The organism is Cyclobacterium sp., from assembly GCF_014762705.1.
Classification (GTDB): domain Bacteria; phylum Bacteroidota; class Bacteroidia; order Cytophagales; family Cyclobacteriaceae; genus Cyclobacterium.
In genome coordinates this window covers 35,293-53,261 of the sequence record NZ_JABURL010000011.1, presented here as the reverse complement: position 1 = coordinate 53,261, position 17,969 = coordinate 35,293, and the positions used below count along the sequence as shown (strand labels likewise).

Genomic DNA, 17,969 nt, shown 5'->3' with positions numbered 1-17,969 from the left:
TTACTTTAGTGCCCTGTAATTGTATGTGTTATGTGGCTGGCGAAGTATTTTTTTACTTTTCTTTTGGTGTTTCAGGGGGCAGTTTTTATAGCCCAATCCCAGGAAGAGGTATGCAGCTGGAGAAAGGTAGGCCAGGATACCCATACCTTTCTTTTGGACTCCATGACCGTTTTGGATTCCACTATCAGGGTTATTGACCCAAGCGGAAATCAACTTGACCACAATTATGACATCAATAGTGGTAGGATTTCGGTTGCCGGAGACGGTCCTCTGCCCGATTCCCTGTTGTTTTGTTATCAGGCTTTGTCTTTCTCTTTTCATCAGGTTTACCGCAAGCGGTCTCTTTCAGCTGATTATGATTCCCTGGCGTTTTTTAAGGATAGTCCGCGGGAAAAGATTCCTTCCCTGGATTTCAGGGAGCAAGTTTTTACCTCGGACAAACTCAATCAATCCGGAAACCTGACCAGGGGCATCTCATTCGGGAATGCCCAGAATGTCTTTGTCAATTCCGCACTGAACCTTCAGATGGATGGAGAGTTGGCTGATAACCTGAATATCCGGGCCAGTATAACAGATCAGAATGTGCCTTTTCAACCGGAAGGCAATACGCAACAAATTCAGGATTTTGATAATGTGCTGATTGAACTTTACAATGACAAAATAAACCTGGCCGGAGGGGATGTGGTACTCCAGCAACGACAATCAGAATTTCTGCGCTACTACAAGAACGTACAGGGATTACAATTCACTTCAGGCTATGATATGAATAAGGGCTGGGAAGCTTCCTCCCAGGTTGGTGCCGCCATCGCCAAAGGTAAATTTGCCTCGATGATACTGGATGTTTTGGAAGGTGTATCCGGACCTTACCGGGTAAGGGGTCCGGGAAATGAAAGATTTGTTATTATCATGGCAAATTCAGAAAAGGTGTTTTTGGATGGCAAGCAGTTGAAGAGAGGTTTTAACCATGACTACGTCATAGATTACAATCAGGGCGAGATTACATTCACGCCTACAGTCATGATCACCCAATATTCCAGGGTCCGAATAGATTTTGAATATGCGGAAAGAAATTTTTCCAGGTCCATTCTCACCGCAAACCATATACAGAATAATGGAAAAGTAAAGGTATATTTTAACTATTACAGGGAAAAGGATGACAGGAACAGACCTCTTTTTACCGGGCTTTCAGACACTGATAAAAGATTGTTGGCAGCAGTGGGAGACAATATTAATGCGGCAGCGGTACCCAGAATAGACAGTATTCCTTTTGATCCAAACAGGATCATGTACCGGAAGGTGACGGAAACAAATGAAGCAGGGGAAACAATTACCTACTATGCCCATAGCACGAACCCGGAACAGACATTTTTTGTCATTGGGTTTACCGAGGTAGGCTCCGGCAATGGAAATTACCGCCGGCAACGACAATTGGCTAATGGTGCTGTATATGAATATGTCCCCCCTGTAAATGGGGTTTCTCAGGGAAATTTCTCCATAAGGTCCCCGTTGCCTGCTCCCAATAAAAAGCAGATGATTACCGCAGGTACTGAAATAAAACTTGGAGACCACGAAAGGGTTTTTACAGAATGGGCCATTTCAAACACCGATGAAAACTTGTTTTCTACAATTGACAATGAAGACAATGTGGGCCATGCCCTGAAAGCCGGGGTTCGTTCTGAAGGCAGGTCGTTCAAAGCGATGAAAGGATATCAATTTAATGGGCTGTCTACGGTGGAGTATAATGCGGCAGATTTTTCATTTATAGACCGCCTGAGGTTCATAGAATTTGACCGCGATTGGGGGCTAATTAATGTTGATGGCACAGAAAATGCTGCTGAAAAGCTGTTTCATGCCAAAGCGGAACTGGTAAAGGACCAGGACAATTTATTTTCCTATGGACTAGACCTCAGAAACAGGTCCGGAGTACTTTCCGGGATGCAACAAAGGGCCAAAGTCAATCAAAAATTCGGAAAGCACTTACTTGTTAAAAATGATTTCTTTCACCTGAAAAGCGATGTGTTTCCTTTGCGTTCCGAGTGGCTGCGGTATCAGGGTGAGGTCAATTACCTGAATAGGGTTTTGGTTCCCGGGTACAGGTATAATCTGGATCGAAATGTGGTTTCCAACCCAAACACCGAAAATGTAGTCAGTACGGCCATGAATTTCGGGGAACACCTGTTTTCCCTTCAGAGCAGTGACAGCTTAAAATTTCAATTCTTTGCTTCAGCAAGTCTCAGGGAGGATCAAGCGGTATACAACGGGCAGTTGGTGCCGGATACCAAAGCTTTTGTTACCAATTACAGCCTGAAAGGTAATTTTGGGCCTCATGTTGTCAATGGCTCCTTTACCTATAGGGAACTTTCCTTTTTGAACAGGGACCTGCAGGAAGAAACTACCGTCATGGGAAAACTGGATTACCGGAGTTCACTATTTGGTAATAACCTAAACAATGAATTTACCTATGCCCTGGGAAATGGAAGAGAGCTTAGACGTGAATTTGTATTTCTTCCTGTTCCAACCGGGGAAGGAACCCATACCTGGAGGGATGACAATGAAGATGGAGTTCAACAACTGAATGAATTCTACCTGGCCATCAATCCGGAAGAAAAATCCTATATCAAGGTTTTCGTACCCACAGACACCTATATACAAGCGTATACAACTCTTTTCAATTATCGCTTGAGTGGGAAGTTTCCGGTATCCTGGAAGGAGGATGGCGGATTGAAAAGCTGGCTGTCAAAATTTTCAAATAACACCAACTGGAATGTGGAGAAAAAAATCACATCCAGGGATTTTTTCCAGCGGATCAGTCCCCTTCTGGCAGGGACGGGGGATGAAGCCTTGCTCTCCCTGCGCCAGACTTTTCGCTCTTCCTTTTATTTTAACCGGGCTTCTTCCAAGTACGGGATGGATGTATCCTTTTTCAATAGCCACCAAAAGCAGTTGCTGACGGGGGGATTTGAAGAAGTCTCCCAGGACGATTGGCGGCTGAACGCCCGGTATTCCATTGATTCCAAGTGGAATATGCTGCTTTTTTGGAACAAAGGTTCAAGGTTTTCCGCCTCTGATTTTCTGGAAAACCGCAACTATACCATTCAGCAAAATACCCTTGGGCCGGAGTTTAAGCTGCAGCCTTCCCCATCCCTGCGAGGTACTTTCCAGTACCGGATTACCCAGAAGGAAAACCTGGCCAATCCGGAGTTTGATGAAAAAGCCCAGCTCCATGAAGCGGTGTTGAGCCTTCGGATTTCCAAAGCCATCCAAACTACCCTCAATGCCCAGGTAAAGTATACCTACATCGATTATAACGGGCAGATTAACAGTCCTACGGGATATGAGATGCTTCAGGCACTTACTCCCGGCAGCAATACCATCTGGAGCTTGAATTGGCTTCAAAAAATAGGAGAAGGGCTTCAACTGAACGTGGTTTATGAGGGTAGGAATTCTCAGGGGCTGGATCAATTGGTGCATACCGGTCGCATGCAAGTCTCGGCCTTGTTCTGATTAGGCATAACCGGGTAAAAAATGTAACTTTGTACCGACTATTTGGTTGTCATACTAATAATTAAAACACAAACTAATGTCAAAGAGTATTCTGGTAACAGGTGGCACCAAAGGCATAGGCAAAGCCATCATCCAAAAATTTGCTGCTGCGGGATTTGACATATTTACCTGTAGCAGGAATGAGGCTGATTTAAATGTCTTGAAAAAAGAAATAGAAGCCCTCAATCCCGATATCAGGGTGCAGGTAATGGCTGCAGATTTGTCCAAAAAAGAGGAGACCAAGGCATTTGCCGCTTTTGTAAAAAAAATGGCCATTCCTGATGTTTTGGTAAATAATACTGGTATTTTTATTCCGGGTAGTTTGCACCTGGAACCAGAGGAAAACTTTGAGTTGACCATGCATACCAATTTATTCAGTGCGTATTACCTGAGCCGGGCTTTTACCGCTGAATTCATGTCCCGGAAAAGCGGACATATCTTTTCCATTGGTAGTATTGCGGGCCTCACTGCGTATGCTAACGGAGGAAGTTACGCCGTTTCCAAATGGGCCATGTTGGGTTTTACCAAATGCCTGAGGCAGGAAATGATGCCACATGGTATAAAAGTTACCTCTGTCATGCCTGGAGCCACATATACAGCGAGTTGGGAAGGAGTAGATTTGCCCGAAGAAAGATTCATGAAGGCTACCGATGTAGCCGAAGCGGTCTGGTCTGCATATAACCTTTCTCCCCGTTCTGTTGTTGAAGAAATAGTGATCCGTCCACAACTTGGCGATATATAATTATGGAACTAAAAACCGTCACAGATAATTACAAGTATTGCAATAGCCTGACAAATTATTCCAGAAGGAAAACCATACCTGTAAGGGTAGGTGACCTCTTGATTGGTGGGGACAATCCCATAGTGGTTCAATCCATGACCACCGTGGACACCATGGACACCAAAGGCTCCATAGAGCAGTCTATCCGAATGATCGAGAGTGGTTGTCAGTTGGTGAGGATCACGGCCCCGAGTATCAAAGAAGCAGAAAATCTCAGAAAAATCAAGGAAGGCCTCAGGCAAAGCGGCTACCAGACACCTTTGGTGGCAGATATTCATTTCACCCCCAATGCTGCAGAAGTTGCGGCAAAGATAGTGGAAAAAGTTCGGGTTAATCCCGGTAATTATGCAGATAAGAAGAAGTTTGAGGTCCTGGCCTACACCGATGCATCTTACCAGGCTGAATTGGAGCGCATAAGGGAGCGGTTTTTGCCTTTGGTGAAAATTTGCAAGGAACATGGTACAGCCATGCGGATCGGAACCAATCATGGCTCACTTTCTGACAGGATCATGAGCCGCTATGGAGACACTCCCCTGGGTATGGTGGAGTCAGCACTCGAATTTTTACGGATTTGTGAGGATGAAAATTACCATGACATCGTCATCTCCATGAAATCCTCCAATACCCAGGTAATGGTCCAGGCTTATCGTTTGCTTGTCCAGAAGCTGGATGAAGGTGGATTCAAGCCTTACCCCCTTCATCTGGGCGTGACAGAAGCAGGCGATGGTGAAGACGGTAGGGTAAAGTCTGCTGTGGGCATAGGAGCATTGCTGGAAGATGGGCTGGGAGACACCGTAAGGGTGTCCCTGACAGAGGATCCCGAATTTGAATCTCCGGTAGTCAAGACCCTGATCGAAAGGTATAACCATCGTCCTGAAATTTCTGGCATTCCACCCGTGGAGGACTGCCCGATTGATCCTTTCAGTTACAACAAGAGAAAATCTGAGGAAGTAGTGAACTTTGGGGGAGCTAATGTTCCCCGGGTAATCACCGATGTATCGGTCATTGATGGAATGCAACCCAAAGAGTTGAAAAATACAGGCCATTTTTACCTGCCCGAGCTGGACAAGTGGAAAATGAATGACCAGGGATGTGATTATATATATTCCGGTAAAGAACCCATTCCTTTCATGCTCCCAAATGGTATTAAGGAAATACTGGACCATGATTCCTGGAAGGATCATTCGGACAGGAAAAATAAATTTCCGGCATTAAGCCTGGACCAATTTAAGTCCAATCCGGAACTTCATCCTTCATTGAATTTTCTGAATTTGTCTTGTGAAGAGGTATCAACTGCGATCCCTTTACTCTCCAACGAGTTACCTGTAGTAATTCTCCTGAGCACTGACAAAATCCATCAAATGCAGGCTTTGAGAAGGGCTTTTATTTCCTTGTTGCAGGCAGAAATTAACCTCCCTGTGGTACCCAAGGTGAAGTATACGGATGCTGATGCAGAGAAGACCATGCTTTTTGCAGCTACAGACGTTGGCGGGCTTTTGATTGACGGGTTGGGAGACGGCATCATGATCGGAATGGACCGGCTTGCTATGGCAAACAGGGAAAAAGCCTTGCTTCAGATAAAATTACATAATTCGGTAAGTTTTGGAGTGCTTCAGGCCGCCAGAACCCGTATGTCCAAAACAGAATATATTTCCTGTCCTTCTTGCGGCCGCACCCTGTTTGATCTTCAGGAAACTACAGCCATGATAAGGAAGCGGACAGACCACCTGAAGGGAGTTAAAATTGGTATCATGGGTTGTATCGTAAATGGTCCCGGCGAAATGGCCGATGCCGACTATGGTTATGTGGGCTCTGGTAAAGGGAAAATCACCCTGTACAAAGGCAAGGAAGTTGTCAAGCGATCCGTTCCCTCAGAAAGAGCTGTGGACGAACTGATTGACATCATCAAGCAGGATGGTCAGTGGATAGAACCAGAAGTGAGTGACCACCATTAACAAGCGTTTTAATCAAGCAATTTCTAGAACAATGTCAAATAAAATCAAAGAGTTTTTTCAGGTCGGAGAAGTAGGAAATTACTTTATCCGGGTTTTCAAAAAGCCCGATCCCAATAAAAAAAGCAATTTCAACCTGAGAATGATGCATGGGATCAATAAGATATCCATTGTGGTATTTCTGGCAGCCCTTATTTTCTGGATTTTTAGGCGCCTGTCATAGATGACCATTGATTTTTTCAGGGCCTATTGCCTAAAAAAGAGAGGAGTTACCGAGGACACCCCTTTCGATGAAGATACCCTTTGTTTCAAGGTTGGGGGTAAAATATTTGCCATCATCGATATTACCCTGTTTGAAAGTGTCAATCTGAAATGTGACCCGGAAAGGGCTATTGAACTCAGGGAACATTATGAAGGGATAGCTCCGGGATACCACATGAACAAGAAACACTGGAATACCGTATCTTTTGATGGTTCAATACCTGATCCCTTTATCCTGGAATTGGTAGACCATTCTTATGAACTGGTATTTTCCAGCCTTCCCAAAAAAGCAAAAGACCAAATCAATTAATGGGGTTTTTATCTATAGAAAAGCTGAGTAAAACCTATGAGGGCCCTACCACAGCCTTAGCGGATTTTTCGATGGAAATCGGCCAAGGAGACCGGTGGTCAGTGGTGGGGGCCAGTGGAAGTGGAAAAAGCACTTTGCTCAGGTTGATTGCGGGCCTGGAAGCCCAGGATGAGGGGGCTGTTTTTTTGAAGGGAGAGAGAATCCTTCATTCCGGTGAAAAGTTGGTGCCCGGATATGATGCCATTCAACTTGTAAAACAGGACAAGGGACTTTACCCGAATTCCACTGTGGCCGAGAATATCAGCCGGCCTTTGTTGCAGTATGATAAAGTTTATGCCAGCGAAAGGTTGGATGAATTATTAGGTCTTTTTGGTTTGGAAGAAAAAAAGGACCGGTTGCCCAGGCAGCTTTCGGGAGGACAGCAACAGAAAGTGGCCATTGCCAGGGCCATGAGCCTTGAACCGGAAATATTATTGCTGGATGAACCGTTCAGCTCCCTGGATAGCCATCAGAAAAGAGACTTATTGGACGAACTGAATCTGATCTTTCAGGATTTGGACATTACTTTGGTCCTGGTGACCCATGATATTCAGGAGGCCCTTTTGATTACCGACAAGCTCTGTGTCATGGCCCATGGCAGACTCTTGCGAAAGGGGAGAATAAAAGACATCCATCAGGATCCAAAGACAGCCTATGTGGCTGGATTTTTCGGTCCGTTGAATGCCCTGTCAGAAAACCAATACCTTCGCCCTTCGCAAATACAGGTGACTAAAAAAAAGGGCAAGGCAGCTGGAAAAATCCTGCTGAAGAGGTATTTTCCCGATCATGATCTGCTTACCGTAGCCCTGGAGGGACAGTCCAATTACTGGCAGGTGGCAGCTCCCTTCCGTGGAATAAGTAAGGGTGATTCCGTAAACCTGGATTGGGAAGAAAGCCACATTTTGCGACTGGCTGAATAGTCAATGGGCCAAGACAGTTCAGGCCATGAAACCTTCCTCTTTCTCTTTGTCTGTGGCTTCCCGGATTTCCAATACCTCTCCTTCAAAATGCAGGTTCATACCTGTAAGTGGGTGGTTGAAATCCAGCAGCAATTCTTCTCCCAGGTCCTTTACAATTTTTGCCTGCATGGGATACCCATCTTCATCTACCAAAGGAAGAAAATTACCTTCCTGCAGCATGTCTTTCTGAAATCCTCTTTCCTGGTTGAATTGTGATTTGGGTACGGAGACGATAAGATCATCATCCGGTTTTCCATAGGCCTCGTCTACCTGCAGCACAAATTCAAATGGGTCTCCCTTGGTTTTGTCTTTCAATCTGGTTTCAAACGCCTCCGGTAAGCCGCTATTCCCAAACAGGAAAAAAAAGGGATCCTCTTCATTTCTGACCTCTACACTAAAAGGTTCTGATTCCGGTTCTTCATTGGTAACTTTCAGTTCGTAGGTAAGGCCCACGACCATGTTTTCATTGACTTTCATAGGTTCTGATTAAGCGTACAAAGGTAAGATAAATTGGCATGTAGTGAAAGGAAACATTCTTTGAAGGGCGTTGACTGATTTTCATAAATATATTTTTTTCCGATATAAAAAAAAATTATATTCAGCAGATGCCACATCCTGACCAAAGATATATTGAAGCCTTGCTAAACAACAATCAAAAGTTGTTAAATGAACTTTATGAAAAGTATTCCGGTAAAATCAAATGGATGGTTTTAAAAAACAATGGGAGTGAAGACGATGCTGCTGATATTTTTCAGGAGGCCTTGATCACCATTTATCACAAAGCAAGGAGAGAAAATTTTGAATTGACCTGCCCGCTGGACGCTTTTTTGTATCTTATATGCAAGAAAAAGTGGCTTAATATTTTAAGCAAAAGAAAGGGGAGTGGCAAGGTAACAATTACCGATGAAGACCGATCTATCCCAGGAGAGGATAGCTTTCTGTTGGCTGAAGAGAGCCTGATGCAAGAAGAAAGAATGATTTTGCTGAAAGAAAAAATAAATGAAATCGGAGCATCTTGCAGAGAAATTCTACAGCTAAGCTGGTCAGGAAAATCTATGGAAGAAGTAGCAAGTTTACTGGATTTTTCCTACGGATATGCCCGGAAAAAGAAATCAGATTGCATGGCAAAACTGATCGAGTTGGTAAAGAAGTCTGATAAATACAAGACTTTAAAATGGTAAGGGAATGAATGAAATCTGGATAGAAAAATTTGAAGATTACCTGCAGAATAGAATGAGCGCAAGGGATAAACAGGATTTTGAAGACCAATTGGCTTCGGACATGGAAATGCGTGAGGCTTTTAATGTTTTTAAAGCCATAGAAAGAGATATGGGATACCTGTCTGCCTCAAGAGAGGAAACTGCAGCACTTGAGGAGACCCTGGACAAACTGAGTGATAAATACATAAGGTCCCAAAGCGACACCCAGGGAAAGACTGTTTTTATGCTTTCAAAAAATTGGAAATTTTTTTACACGGGAATAGCAGCCGCATTGGTATTGATTGTTGTCTCCTATGTCGTTTTTGTGGGGAAGGGGCCTGCAAATATGAATCAAACTGCGGAAGAATACTTTGCAAGCAACCTGCTACAACTAGGACAAACCATGGGTTCAAGTCAGGATAGTATGCAATTGGGAATTGCAGCCTATAATAAAAAGGAATATAGCCTTGCTCAGGCTTATTTTGAAGGTTTACTGGACCAACAGCCTGCAAATGCCGAGGCATTAAAGAACCTTGGCTTGTCGCATTTATCCAAAAAAGAGTTTGACCTTGCTTTGATTTATTTTGATCAATTGGCTCAAAGAAATGACTTGATGTCGAACGCCGGACCATTTTTAAAGGCATTGACGTTTCTAATCAGAGATGAGCCGGGAGATTTAGAAAGCGCCCAAACCAACTTAAAACGGGTCGTGGAGCAACAATATGAAGGTTATGAACTAGCTGAAGAATGGCTAAAGGGGATGGATTAGTTTATTTTTGGTCTACTATCTAACAGGTCAAAAAATCATAAGTAGAATTTTCGAAAAAAAACCAAATAAGGGGTAACAATTTTTGAATTCTTGGATGTAGGGGTACATGTGGAGACCAGTTACCACTTGAAAAAAACGGGGCGAATCCGAAAAGCCTTATGAGTAGGTATAATAAAACTAACCTAAAATGAAAAATTTCCCCAAATCCCTGACTACAGCTTCCAGGCAAGAGGCTTACCTTGATTCAAAGAGGCTTCTATTGACTTTTAAAAAGCAAATGAATCAAAAAGAAATTGCTTCGGTTTTAAAAAAAGCAAATCTCCTGTTAGAAGGAGCTCCTGAAAGAAAAAAAGAACATGACGCCGGCGACTGGAACAAGATTAACCATACCGCCATGCGGTTTTGGGTAAAAAATGCCAGTGGAGAAAACTTCACCGATGCTGATTTTTCCAGCATTCAAAAAAATCTTTCCGACATTCTGGATTGGATTGGGCCTGTGTATTCATTGGATAGAAGTGATGATGTTGCCGCCAGGTTTTGTCCCCTTCCCAATGTGCTGCTTATAGAAAAAACAGATAAATTCCGGGACCGGCAGGATGAAGTCATCAAAAATCATCAACTGAATGAGGTAGCCGAAAAATCCAGATATCTTTCCCGGTTCAGGTACCTTCGTCTACAGGATACCCGGGAAACCAACGTTTACCGCATTCGTGAGGAGTTGCAGCAGTACAAAGAAATCCTGGGTACCCTCAGGTATGAAACCATGCCGATGATCAAACCCTTTGCTCCTACCATTCCCAATGATACTTTATGGGCGAATCAATGGAACATGACGCAGATAAATGCTACCAATGCCTGGGATATATCTACAGGAGACAGTTCGGTTGTCATCTGTATTCTTGATGAAGGCTGTGATTTGACCCATCCGGATTTACAATTTTCAGAAGACGGTATCAACCTGGGCACCATGATGCCTACAGGAGCACCCACAGGAAATCATGGTACTGCCTGTGCCGGTATTGCTGCTGCCACTTTCAATAATAATGAAGGAGTGGCAGGTCTTGCGGGAAACTGTTTGATCATGCCCCTGGCTTTTGATACCTGGTCGGATGTAGAAGTGGCCAGTGGGATCAATTATGCCTCATCTAACGGAGCCAGTGTGATCAGCATGAGTTTTGGTTGGAATCCATGGGACCCGAATATTATCGACCCGGAAATTCAAAACGCCTTTGACAATGATCTGGTCATGTGTGTAGCTACCCATAACCATGATTCGACCATCACCTATCCGGCTACTAATCCGTTGGTGATGGCTTGCGGAGCTTCATCCACAGATGACAACAGAAAATCACCTACAAGCCCTGACGGGGAAAATTGGGGATCCAATTTTGGCGACCTTATTTATAATGGTACCACCACAGGGGTTTCAGTAGTAGCACCCGGGGTGCAAATCCCTACCACAGATATACAGGGTGGAGGTGGTTACGATCCAGGGGATTATGCCATGGCATTTAATGGCACTTCCTCGGCTACGCCACTGGTGGCAGGTCTGGCAGGTCTAATGAGGAGCCAGTACCCGCTTTTGACCAATGTGGAAGTTAGAAATGCCATAGAGCGGACGGCGGCAAAGGTGGGAACACTCTTATACGGTGAGGTCGCCGGTTTCAACAATGGATCCAGGAATGAGGAAATGGGATACGGAAGGATAGATGCTTTCCAGGCTCTGGATTTCTCGGACGTGATGATCAAAGATTGGAGCGGTGATAATGGTTCTGAGCCAAGTACGCCCCCTTCCAATAATTTTTGGTCCTACTCCGATATTGTGGTCCGTATCAATGACGATGATGTCTTCAATCCCAATGACCCCGCCCAATCCAAAAATGTGGAAAGGGGACAGGCGAACTTTATTTACGTTCAGGTGACCAATAACGGCCCCAATGAAGCCAGAAACGTAGAAGTGGACTTTAGAATTACACCCTATGTAGGGTTGCAGTTTGTATTTCCCGACGATTGGACTTTGGAGGATGCCATGCATGTTAGTCCGACAGCTGTGGCAGCTTCATTTCCCTCCATAGCAGCAGGTGCCTCGGTAATTGCCAAGTTTACTATTTCTGCTGCCCAAACCGATACACTTTATGGCTGGCAATATGTGAATCCATGGCACCCCTGTCTGTTGGCCATCGTCACTTCCGACAATGACTATCCATTTATATCTTCAGACCTATCCTTCGGAAATCTGGTTTTAAGGAAAAACAACATTGCGCAGCGGAATTTATCTGTAATAGATGTATTGGCTAATGCCACGGCTTCCAGGGTCATCTTTAGCCCCTTTATTGCTGGTAACCGCGCCAATCAGGAAACCAGGATGTTTATCGAGGTGGACCGGACCAAATTACCATCTGCTACAAAGGTTTATTTAAGCCTGGATGATGATGAGGAGGCTTTTCCTATGGTTGATTTCAATGATCATGGATTCGTCAATCCTGGAAAAGAAAATGGAGAAGGGTGCAGTTGTCAACATGATGAAATGGTATTTCTTACCAAAACCGTCATCAAGACAAAACAAGGATGCTGTGAGAAAACCATCACCCTGGAAAAAGGAAGTACCATGTCTTACACGTGCAGGAAGGAAAAAGCCAAGGTCATTCAAGTAAGAGGAGGAAATCTGGTTGTGGAAAACGGTAGCCGATTCATTGAAATTACCGGTAAAAAGTTAACAGCTGAATTTGAAAAGGGCCCGGGGCAATTGGTGCCTATGTCTGTAAAGGTTGAATTTTCACCTCAGCTCAAAGAAGGAGACAGCTTTCCGCTGACGATTATTCAAAGGGATTCCAAACGGCAAATTGTAGGTGGTGCAGATACCGTGTATAGAGTGGTAAAGGAAGGGTAAGTAGTGCAATTATTCATTGTTAAATTAAAATAGTAAATATTTTTAACAGATAATACCAGCTATTTTAAAAGATTCATGCCATTCGTATCCCTTTCCGATTGGAAAACGGCTTCGGAATTTCCGGAGCCGTTTCTATCATTTTTTCATTCCAAAACCTGGCGTTCTTTATCAGGTTGGTCCGTTAGCTATTCCGGTTAGGCAGAGGGTACATTCCAGTATGATGTCCATCCAATCTTGTTTTATATTTACCTGAAAATATGTATATTACATACTTATAAAAGAAGTTGGCACCTTTTAAGACTAAGGGGTATTATGAGGTAGGGCTTGGTCATTGGAACGTGTGGTTTTGTGACGAATTTTAAATTTATTTTTAAGTGATAAATAGACACCGCCATGAAAGAAAATATCTCAATCAACTTAAAAATTTTCGGTTTTCGCTATCATCTTGTGCTAATCCTTTTGGTGCTATTGGCCTGTGAGCCTGGCGAAAAAGAAAGAGCAGCAATAAATACTGACTATGTCGAGAATCAATTACTGGTCATGTATAGGGAAGGGGTGGATAGGCAGAAGGCCAGAATAAGTGCTTTGATCCTCAAAGAATATCCAGAGGCAAAAAAACGGGGGTGTAGTGCATGTAATGAGTCAGTGGACTTATGGGAGGCAGAAGGAATACAGGATATATTATTGGAAGGTCACATTGAAGTTTCCCAGATTGGAAATGTGCGTACTACGGGTATGACTGAAGATGGTTCTGTTTTTTTCAGTCTTAATTTTCTGGATGCTATTCCCAATGAGGAAAAGGAAAAAGATGGACTGCCCGAGAGCGAGGCAGTTCCAGATTATGCTGATTTCAGATCAGAGGAAAAGGTGACTGTGGCCATTCTTGATTCAGGAATAGAAACAGGAGCTTTCCCTGAACAATATTTATGGAAATCTTCGGGGAACAGGTGCTACCGGAGCGAAAAATATGGATGGAATTTTGTAGGAGAAAACGCCGATGTCACGGATGATACAGCGTTCCTTCACGGAACACTCATCAACGCCTATGTCCTGGAACAATTTTTTAAAATAAAGAATAATATTCCGGAATTATTAAATGTTAAGGTTTTGGATAATAACAATGAAGGGAACCTTTTTGATTTAATCTGTGGAATTTTTTATGCCCGGGAAAAGAAAGCCAAAGTCATCAATACCAGTCTGGGATTTTATGACTATGACCTATTTGGCCAAAAGCATCCCTATTTGGATTACCTGATCACCGATGTCCTAAGAAAGGATTCCATTGTCTTTGTGACAGCTGCAGGTAATGAGACGGCCTTTTCCAATGAAATGTTTGTCCAATTGAACCTACCAGGTTCTCCAAGAGATTTAAACAGTCATAATTTCCACCTGGCCGTAATTGGAGACACAGAAGACAGGGCTTTGAACAATATGGTCGTGGTGACTACCATTAATGATAAGCTTACCCAAACCAGTCCTCGACAAAACCATGCTTCCAAACATGTGGATATGGGAGTGGTGGCGGAAAGAATCAATGGGGATAGTTACCAATTTTCCCTTCCTTTTATAACACCACAAGACCCTGGTGATTATATTGGCGGATCTTCTTTCGCTTCTGGAATAGTGGCAGGTAAAATAGGGGCGAGCATTAATCCAAGATTTTATACCCTTGTGGCCACTCAAAATAAAAAGACCTGGATGTCCCATTTGGAAGTCACCAATGTCTTTGATATTCCTGATTCTCCTACTGGAATTGAACCCCAAGTTAAATATGGCCGGTATTCTAAGAGATAATACGCAGCAACCTCCCTGGAAGAAAAGGTGGTTTTCCCTTCGCTTCGCATTTTTGTTTATTTGGGTGGTGATTTACCCAAACGGTATTGTCGGACAGGACTTATCCGCTGGAGAACAATGGCTTATACAATTACAGCAGATTGACCAATCTGCTGGCCCTGCAAAGCAAAACCAGGAGGAAATTTTAAAATTGGCCAATCAATACCTTGATGTGGTGGGGAAAGACAGTATTTACGCCAGGATGGTCAGTAGGTTAGGTGATTATTACCGTATTCTGGGAGAGTTTGACAAAGGACTTTTTTGGCTCAATGAAGCAGTGGCCATCAATAAATCAGGCTTGCCTGCTGCTGAGGAATCTTATTTGGTCAATTCCTATTTTAACATGGCCCTGCTCCATGGTTCTGCAGATTATTTGACAGCGGCCAACCAGTATTTGGATAGTTGCATTTTCACCATAGAAAAACACCCTGAAAAAGGCTCAGCAATAGGGAGGGTTTACGAATTGAAAGCATTCTATTTTTTTGAAAATAAGGATTTTCAAAGAAGCATTGATATGGTTGATTTTGCATTGTCATTACCTGAAATAGATAAAAATGAAGTGGATAAGGCTTTTTTACTGCTTCAAAAAGGGCAAGCCCTTTTGGGTCTGAAAAAAATAGATGAAGCCGAAAAAAATATTTTAGAGGGGTATGGTATTCTTAAAAACCATTCCCTGGGGGGCAACAGTTTAGCTACTCTAAAAGGTATTTTGAGCAAACTTTTCGTGGGAAAAAAAAGGTATAAAATGGCAATATCGCATTTGGAGGATGCGATGGAAATAAATAGCCAATATGGATTTACCAGTAGCGTCGCAGGCAATCTGTCTGAAATGGGATCCATATATGTCCAATTTCTTGACAATTCAAAAAAAGCAATTGAATGCTATGAGAAAGCTATCGACCTTATGGATGAGAGGGAAGAAAAATCCATATTGCCGGATCTCAGAAATAACCTGGGCTATGCCTTTGCCAGGCAAAAAGACTATCCCCAGGCAATAACACACTTTCAAGCAGGACTTTCAGACCTGAATATGGATTTTTCGGATACCTTGTGGCAGCGTAATCCCAGTCTTGAACAAATAATCAGGGGATCAAATAAATATTTGCCATCACTTCTTCTAGCCAATAAGGGAGAGGTTTTACTTGACCTATACCTGGAGGAAAGGGATGAAGATATTTTGAAGTTGGCGTTGTCTACTTTTAAATTGGCAGATAAAGCCATTGACCTGATGCGCTGGGAGCATACCACGCAACAATCGAAGCTTTTTTGGAGGGAAAAAGCCAAAACCATGTATGGGAAAGCTATTGAAGCCTGCTATTACCTCAATGATTTGGACTATGCTTTTTATTTTTTCGAAAAAAGCAAAGCGGTATTACTGATAGATAAACTGAATGAGCTTGGCGCTCAGCAATTTCTTGATGAGGTAGATTTACTAACAGAAAAAAAAATCAGTTTTCAATTGAAAACCCTTAGAAAAAACCCGGCCTTCTTGAATGAAAATGACCCGGAATTTCTAAATAAAAGAACGGAATTCAATGACCTCCTGCGTAAATATGAGGATTTTATTCAGGGTTTGGAAATCAAATATCCAAATTATTACCAATATAAGTACGATACCTCGGTGGTTTCCCTTCTAGCATTGAGGGAGGAAATCCTTGCCCCTGACCAGACCTACATAGGGTATTTCGAAGGTGAAGAATTTGTTTATTCCCTTGCTGTCACTCATGATAAAAGTGCTATTTACCGAATGCCTTCAGATGAATTGAATTCCAAATCCAAAGAACTCCTTTACCTTTCCTCAGACCGTGATCGTTTGAATAGGAATTATTCCGAATACTTGAAATTGGCATTTGAACTTTATGACGGGTTATTCCGCCCTTTGGGAATTAAGACCAGTCGGGTGATCATTTCACCCGACAATTTTCTTATCCCTTTTGAAATGTTGCTAAAGGAAAATGATAATCCAGACAGTTTTTTGTTGCATGATCATGCATTTTCCTACACTTATTCTGCTGGTTACCTTTCTAAAAACCATGAGGAGGGAAGCCATTCAACGGCTTCATTTTTAGCCCTTGCTCCGGTAGATTTTCAGCCCCACCTACAACAGGTCTCCCTCAAGGGATCAGATGTTTCTCTCAGTAAATTGAAAAAACATTTTTCAAGCCATCAGATTTTCACAGGGTCTGAGGCCACCAAAACACAATTTTTAAACCATTTACCAGCACACGAAATCGTACAGCTGTATGCACATGCTCATGCCGATGATGGATCTGCAGAGCCTACGCTCTTCTTTAATGACAGCACCTTAAATGTCTCCGAATTGTCTTTTTTGGGCAAATTATCGACAAAGCTTGTTGTATTGTCGGCCTGTAATACTGGTGTGGGAAAGCTCGTTCCCGGAGAAGGAGTTTTCAGCCTTGCAAGGGGTTTTGCGGCAGCAGGGATACCCTCAAGTATTACTTCGCTTTGGCCCATAGACAACAAGGCTACTTACCAACTTTCGGAAATGTTTTACCAAAGCCTTGCGGAAGGGCATCCAACCGATCTCGCCTTACAGGAAGCCAAATTGCGCTACATAAATGAAAATCCCGGAATATATAGGCTTCCATATTTTTGGGCAGCTGAGGTAATGATAGGGAATTCTTTTGTCTTCAGCGCCAAAGCAAATAATAATTTCCTCGTGTATATTGCTCTTTTAATAATCGTTTTAGGGCTGATCTTTTTAAAAATGAAAAGAGGAAATTTTCTGAAGTAAAAACCGAAATGATAAGAAGGTGAAATTTTTCCCAAAAAGTTTGGATAAATTTCGGCCTAAAATGGCAGGTGCCCAACAGTTCGTAAAGCAACCCCTGGGATTATCGGTGGACCGTGTTTTACAACTTTAAGGCTCTACCTTACCATCCTGCCTTTTTAAAAAGATAAACTTTTAAATGCTTTTTTTCGTCATCGGGCAAATAGTGTCCCAATGTCCCCAAAGGTTAATGATTTAAACTTTGGTCTTTCCAAAATACTCCTTTACCTTTTTCAGAGGGTAAAACTTTCCGGGTTTTGCTTTGGAATATGGAAAACCTTCCTTTATTTCAACTTAAAATAATTTTTGCCCATGATACCTGTAGCCTTTACCATGAAGCTTCTGCCCGGAAATGAAGTGGAATATGAAAAACGTCACCAACAAATCTGGCCGGAGCTGGAAAAGCTACTCAAAGAAGCAGGCATCCTTTCCTACCATATTTTTCTGGACAAATCCACCGGTACCCTTTTTGCTTTTCAAAGCCTGAAAGAAGATCACCAAACCGGCAGCCTGGCGGGACAGGCCATCATGAAAAAATGGTGGGACTTTATGGCAGATCTGATGGAAACCAACCCGGACCAATCCCCCAAGGTTCAACCCCTTCAAAAAGTTTTCAGCCTGTACAGCAAGTAAGTCACCATT

The 17,969-nt window shown here is 43.0% G+C and carries 13 protein-coding genes; 12 read left to right on the top strand and 1 reads right to left on the bottom strand.

Features of this window, described 5'->3' with window-relative positions; all coding sequences use genetic code 11:
- Positions 1-30 precede the first annotated feature (30 nt).
- From HUJ21_RS00555 to HUJ21_RS00530, 6 genes are all read left to right on the top strand, one after another.
- Positions 31-3,504 carry a hypothetical protein gene (locus tag HUJ21_RS00555; RefSeq protein WP_291366386.1) on the top strand — a complete coding sequence of 1,158 codons (3,474 nt, stop codon included), beginning with the start codon at positions 31-33 and terminating at the stop codon, positions 3,502-3,504.
- Positions 3,505-3,580: 76 nt separating this feature from the next.
- Positions 3,581-4,285: an SDR family oxidoreductase gene (locus tag HUJ21_RS00550; protein WP_291366384.1), complete on the top strand. Its 705-nt coding sequence runs from the start codon at positions 3,581-3,583 to the stop codon at positions 4,283-4,285.
- 2 nt (positions 4,286-4,287) lie between these two features.
- Entirely contained in the window at positions 4,288-6,279 is a 1,992-nt protein-coding gene (gene ispG, locus HUJ21_RS00545) for a (E)-4-hydroxy-3-methylbut-2-enyl-diphosphate synthase (RefSeq protein ID WP_291366383.1), read from the top strand.
- Between the two features lie 31 nt (positions 6,280-6,310).
- A complete protein-coding gene (locus HUJ21_RS00540) occupies positions 6,311-6,499 on the top strand; it encodes a DUF6728 family protein (RefSeq protein WP_291366381.1) in 189 nt (62 codons plus the stop codon).
- A complete protein-coding gene (locus HUJ21_RS00535) occupies positions 6,500-6,847 on the top strand; it encodes an MmcQ/YjbR family DNA-binding protein (protein WP_291366379.1) in 348 nt (115 codons plus the stop codon).
- Positions 6,847-7,806: an ABC transporter ATP-binding protein gene (locus HUJ21_RS00530; RefSeq protein WP_291366377.1), complete on the top strand. Its 960-nt coding sequence runs from the start codon at positions 6,847-6,849 to the stop codon at positions 7,804-7,806. The genes HUJ21_RS00535 and HUJ21_RS00530 overlap by 1 nt, the downstream gene beginning before the upstream one ends.
- Positions 7,807-7,824: 18 nt before the next feature.
- On the opposite strand, the gene HUJ21_RS00525 is transcribed toward HUJ21_RS00530, so the two are convergent.
- Positions 7,825-8,322, bottom strand: coding sequence for a peptidylprolyl isomerase (locus HUJ21_RS00525; RefSeq protein WP_291366375.1), 498 nt, complete (start codon positions 8,320-8,322; stop codon positions 7,825-7,827).
- A gap of 128 nt (positions 8,323-8,450) precedes the next feature.
- Here HUJ21_RS00525 and HUJ21_RS00520 point away from each other — a divergent pair, with 128 nt between their 5' ends.
- From HUJ21_RS00520 to rhaM, 6 genes are all read left to right on the top strand, one after another.
- The gene (locus HUJ21_RS00520; protein ID WP_291366373.1) at positions 8,451-9,026 is read left to right on the top strand and encodes a sigma-70 family RNA polymerase sigma factor; all 576 of its coding nucleotides are present in this window, start codon (positions 8,451-8,453) and stop codon (positions 9,024-9,026) included.
- Between the two features lie 4 nt (positions 9,027-9,030).
- Entirely contained in the window at positions 9,031-9,813 is a 783-nt protein-coding gene (locus HUJ21_RS00515) for a tetratricopeptide repeat protein (RefSeq protein ID WP_291366371.1), read from the top strand.
- A gap of 187 nt (positions 9,814-10,000) precedes the next feature.
- Positions 10,001-12,703 carry a S8 family serine peptidase gene (locus HUJ21_RS00510; protein ID WP_291366369.1) on the top strand — a complete coding sequence of 901 codons (2,703 nt, stop codon included), beginning with the start codon at positions 10,001-10,003 and terminating at the stop codon, positions 12,701-12,703.
- A gap of 393 nt (positions 12,704-13,096) precedes the next feature.
- Complete coding sequence (locus tag HUJ21_RS00505; RefSeq protein WP_291366367.1) at positions 13,097-14,497, top strand: S8/S53 family peptidase; 1,401 nt, start codon at positions 13,097-13,099, stop codon at positions 14,495-14,497.
- Positions 14,475-17,291: a CHAT domain-containing protein gene (locus HUJ21_RS00500; protein WP_291366365.1), complete on the top strand. Its 2,817-nt coding sequence runs from the start codon at positions 14,475-14,477 to the stop codon at positions 17,289-17,291. The genes HUJ21_RS00505 and HUJ21_RS00500 overlap by 23 nt, the downstream gene beginning before the upstream one ends.
- A gap of 348 nt (positions 17,292-17,639) precedes the next feature.
- Positions 17,640-17,960: an L-rhamnose mutarotase gene (gene rhaM, locus HUJ21_RS00495; RefSeq protein WP_291366363.1), complete on the top strand. Its 321-nt coding sequence runs from the start codon at positions 17,640-17,642 to the stop codon at positions 17,958-17,960.
- Positions 17,961-17,969 lie beyond the last annotated feature (9 nt).

Coding starts and splice junctions, on each gene's coding strand:
- HUJ21_RS00500 (WP_291366365.1), top strand. CDS start 14,475: ATGGCCGGTATTCTAAGAGATAATACGCAGCAACCTCCCTGGAAGAAA.
- HUJ21_RS00515 (WP_291366371.1), top strand. CDS start 9,031: ATGAATGAAATCTGGATAGAAAAATTTGAAGATTACCTGCAGAATAGA.
- HUJ21_RS00555 (WP_291366386.1), top strand. CDS start 31: ATGTGGCTGGCGAAGTATTTTTTTACTTTTCTTTTGGTGTTTCAGGGG.
- HUJ21_RS00550 (WP_291366384.1), top strand. CDS start 3,581: ATGTCAAAGAGTATTCTGGTAACAGGTGGCACCAAAGGCATAGGCAAA.
- HUJ21_RS00510 (WP_291366369.1), top strand. CDS start 10,001: ATGAAAAATTTCCCCAAATCCCTGACTACAGCTTCCAGGCAAGAGGCT.
- HUJ21_RS00505 (WP_291366367.1), top strand. CDS start 13,097: ATGAAAGAAAATATCTCAATCAACTTAAAAATTTTCGGTTTTCGCTAT.
- HUJ21_RS00525 (WP_291366375.1), bottom strand. CDS start 8,322: ATGAAAGTCAATGAAAACATGGTCGTGGGCCTTACCTACGAACTGAAA.
- HUJ21_RS00520 (WP_291366373.1), top strand. CDS start 8,451: ATGCCACATCCTGACCAAAGATATATTGAAGCCTTGCTAAACAACAAT.
- HUJ21_RS00530 (WP_291366377.1), top strand. CDS start 6,847: ATGGGGTTTTTATCTATAGAAAAGCTGAGTAAAACCTATGAGGGCCCT.
- rhaM (WP_291366363.1), top strand. CDS start 17,640: ATGATACCTGTAGCCTTTACCATGAAGCTTCTGCCCGGAAATGAAGTG.
- HUJ21_RS00535 (WP_291366379.1), top strand. CDS start 6,500: ATGACCATTGATTTTTTCAGGGCCTATTGCCTAAAAAAGAGAGGAGTT.
- HUJ21_RS00540 (WP_291366381.1), top strand. CDS start 6,311: ATGTCAAATAAAATCAAAGAGTTTTTTCAGGTCGGAGAAGTAGGAAAT.
- ispG (WP_291366383.1), top strand. CDS start 4,288: ATGGAACTAAAAACCGTCACAGATAATTACAAGTATTGCAATAGCCTG.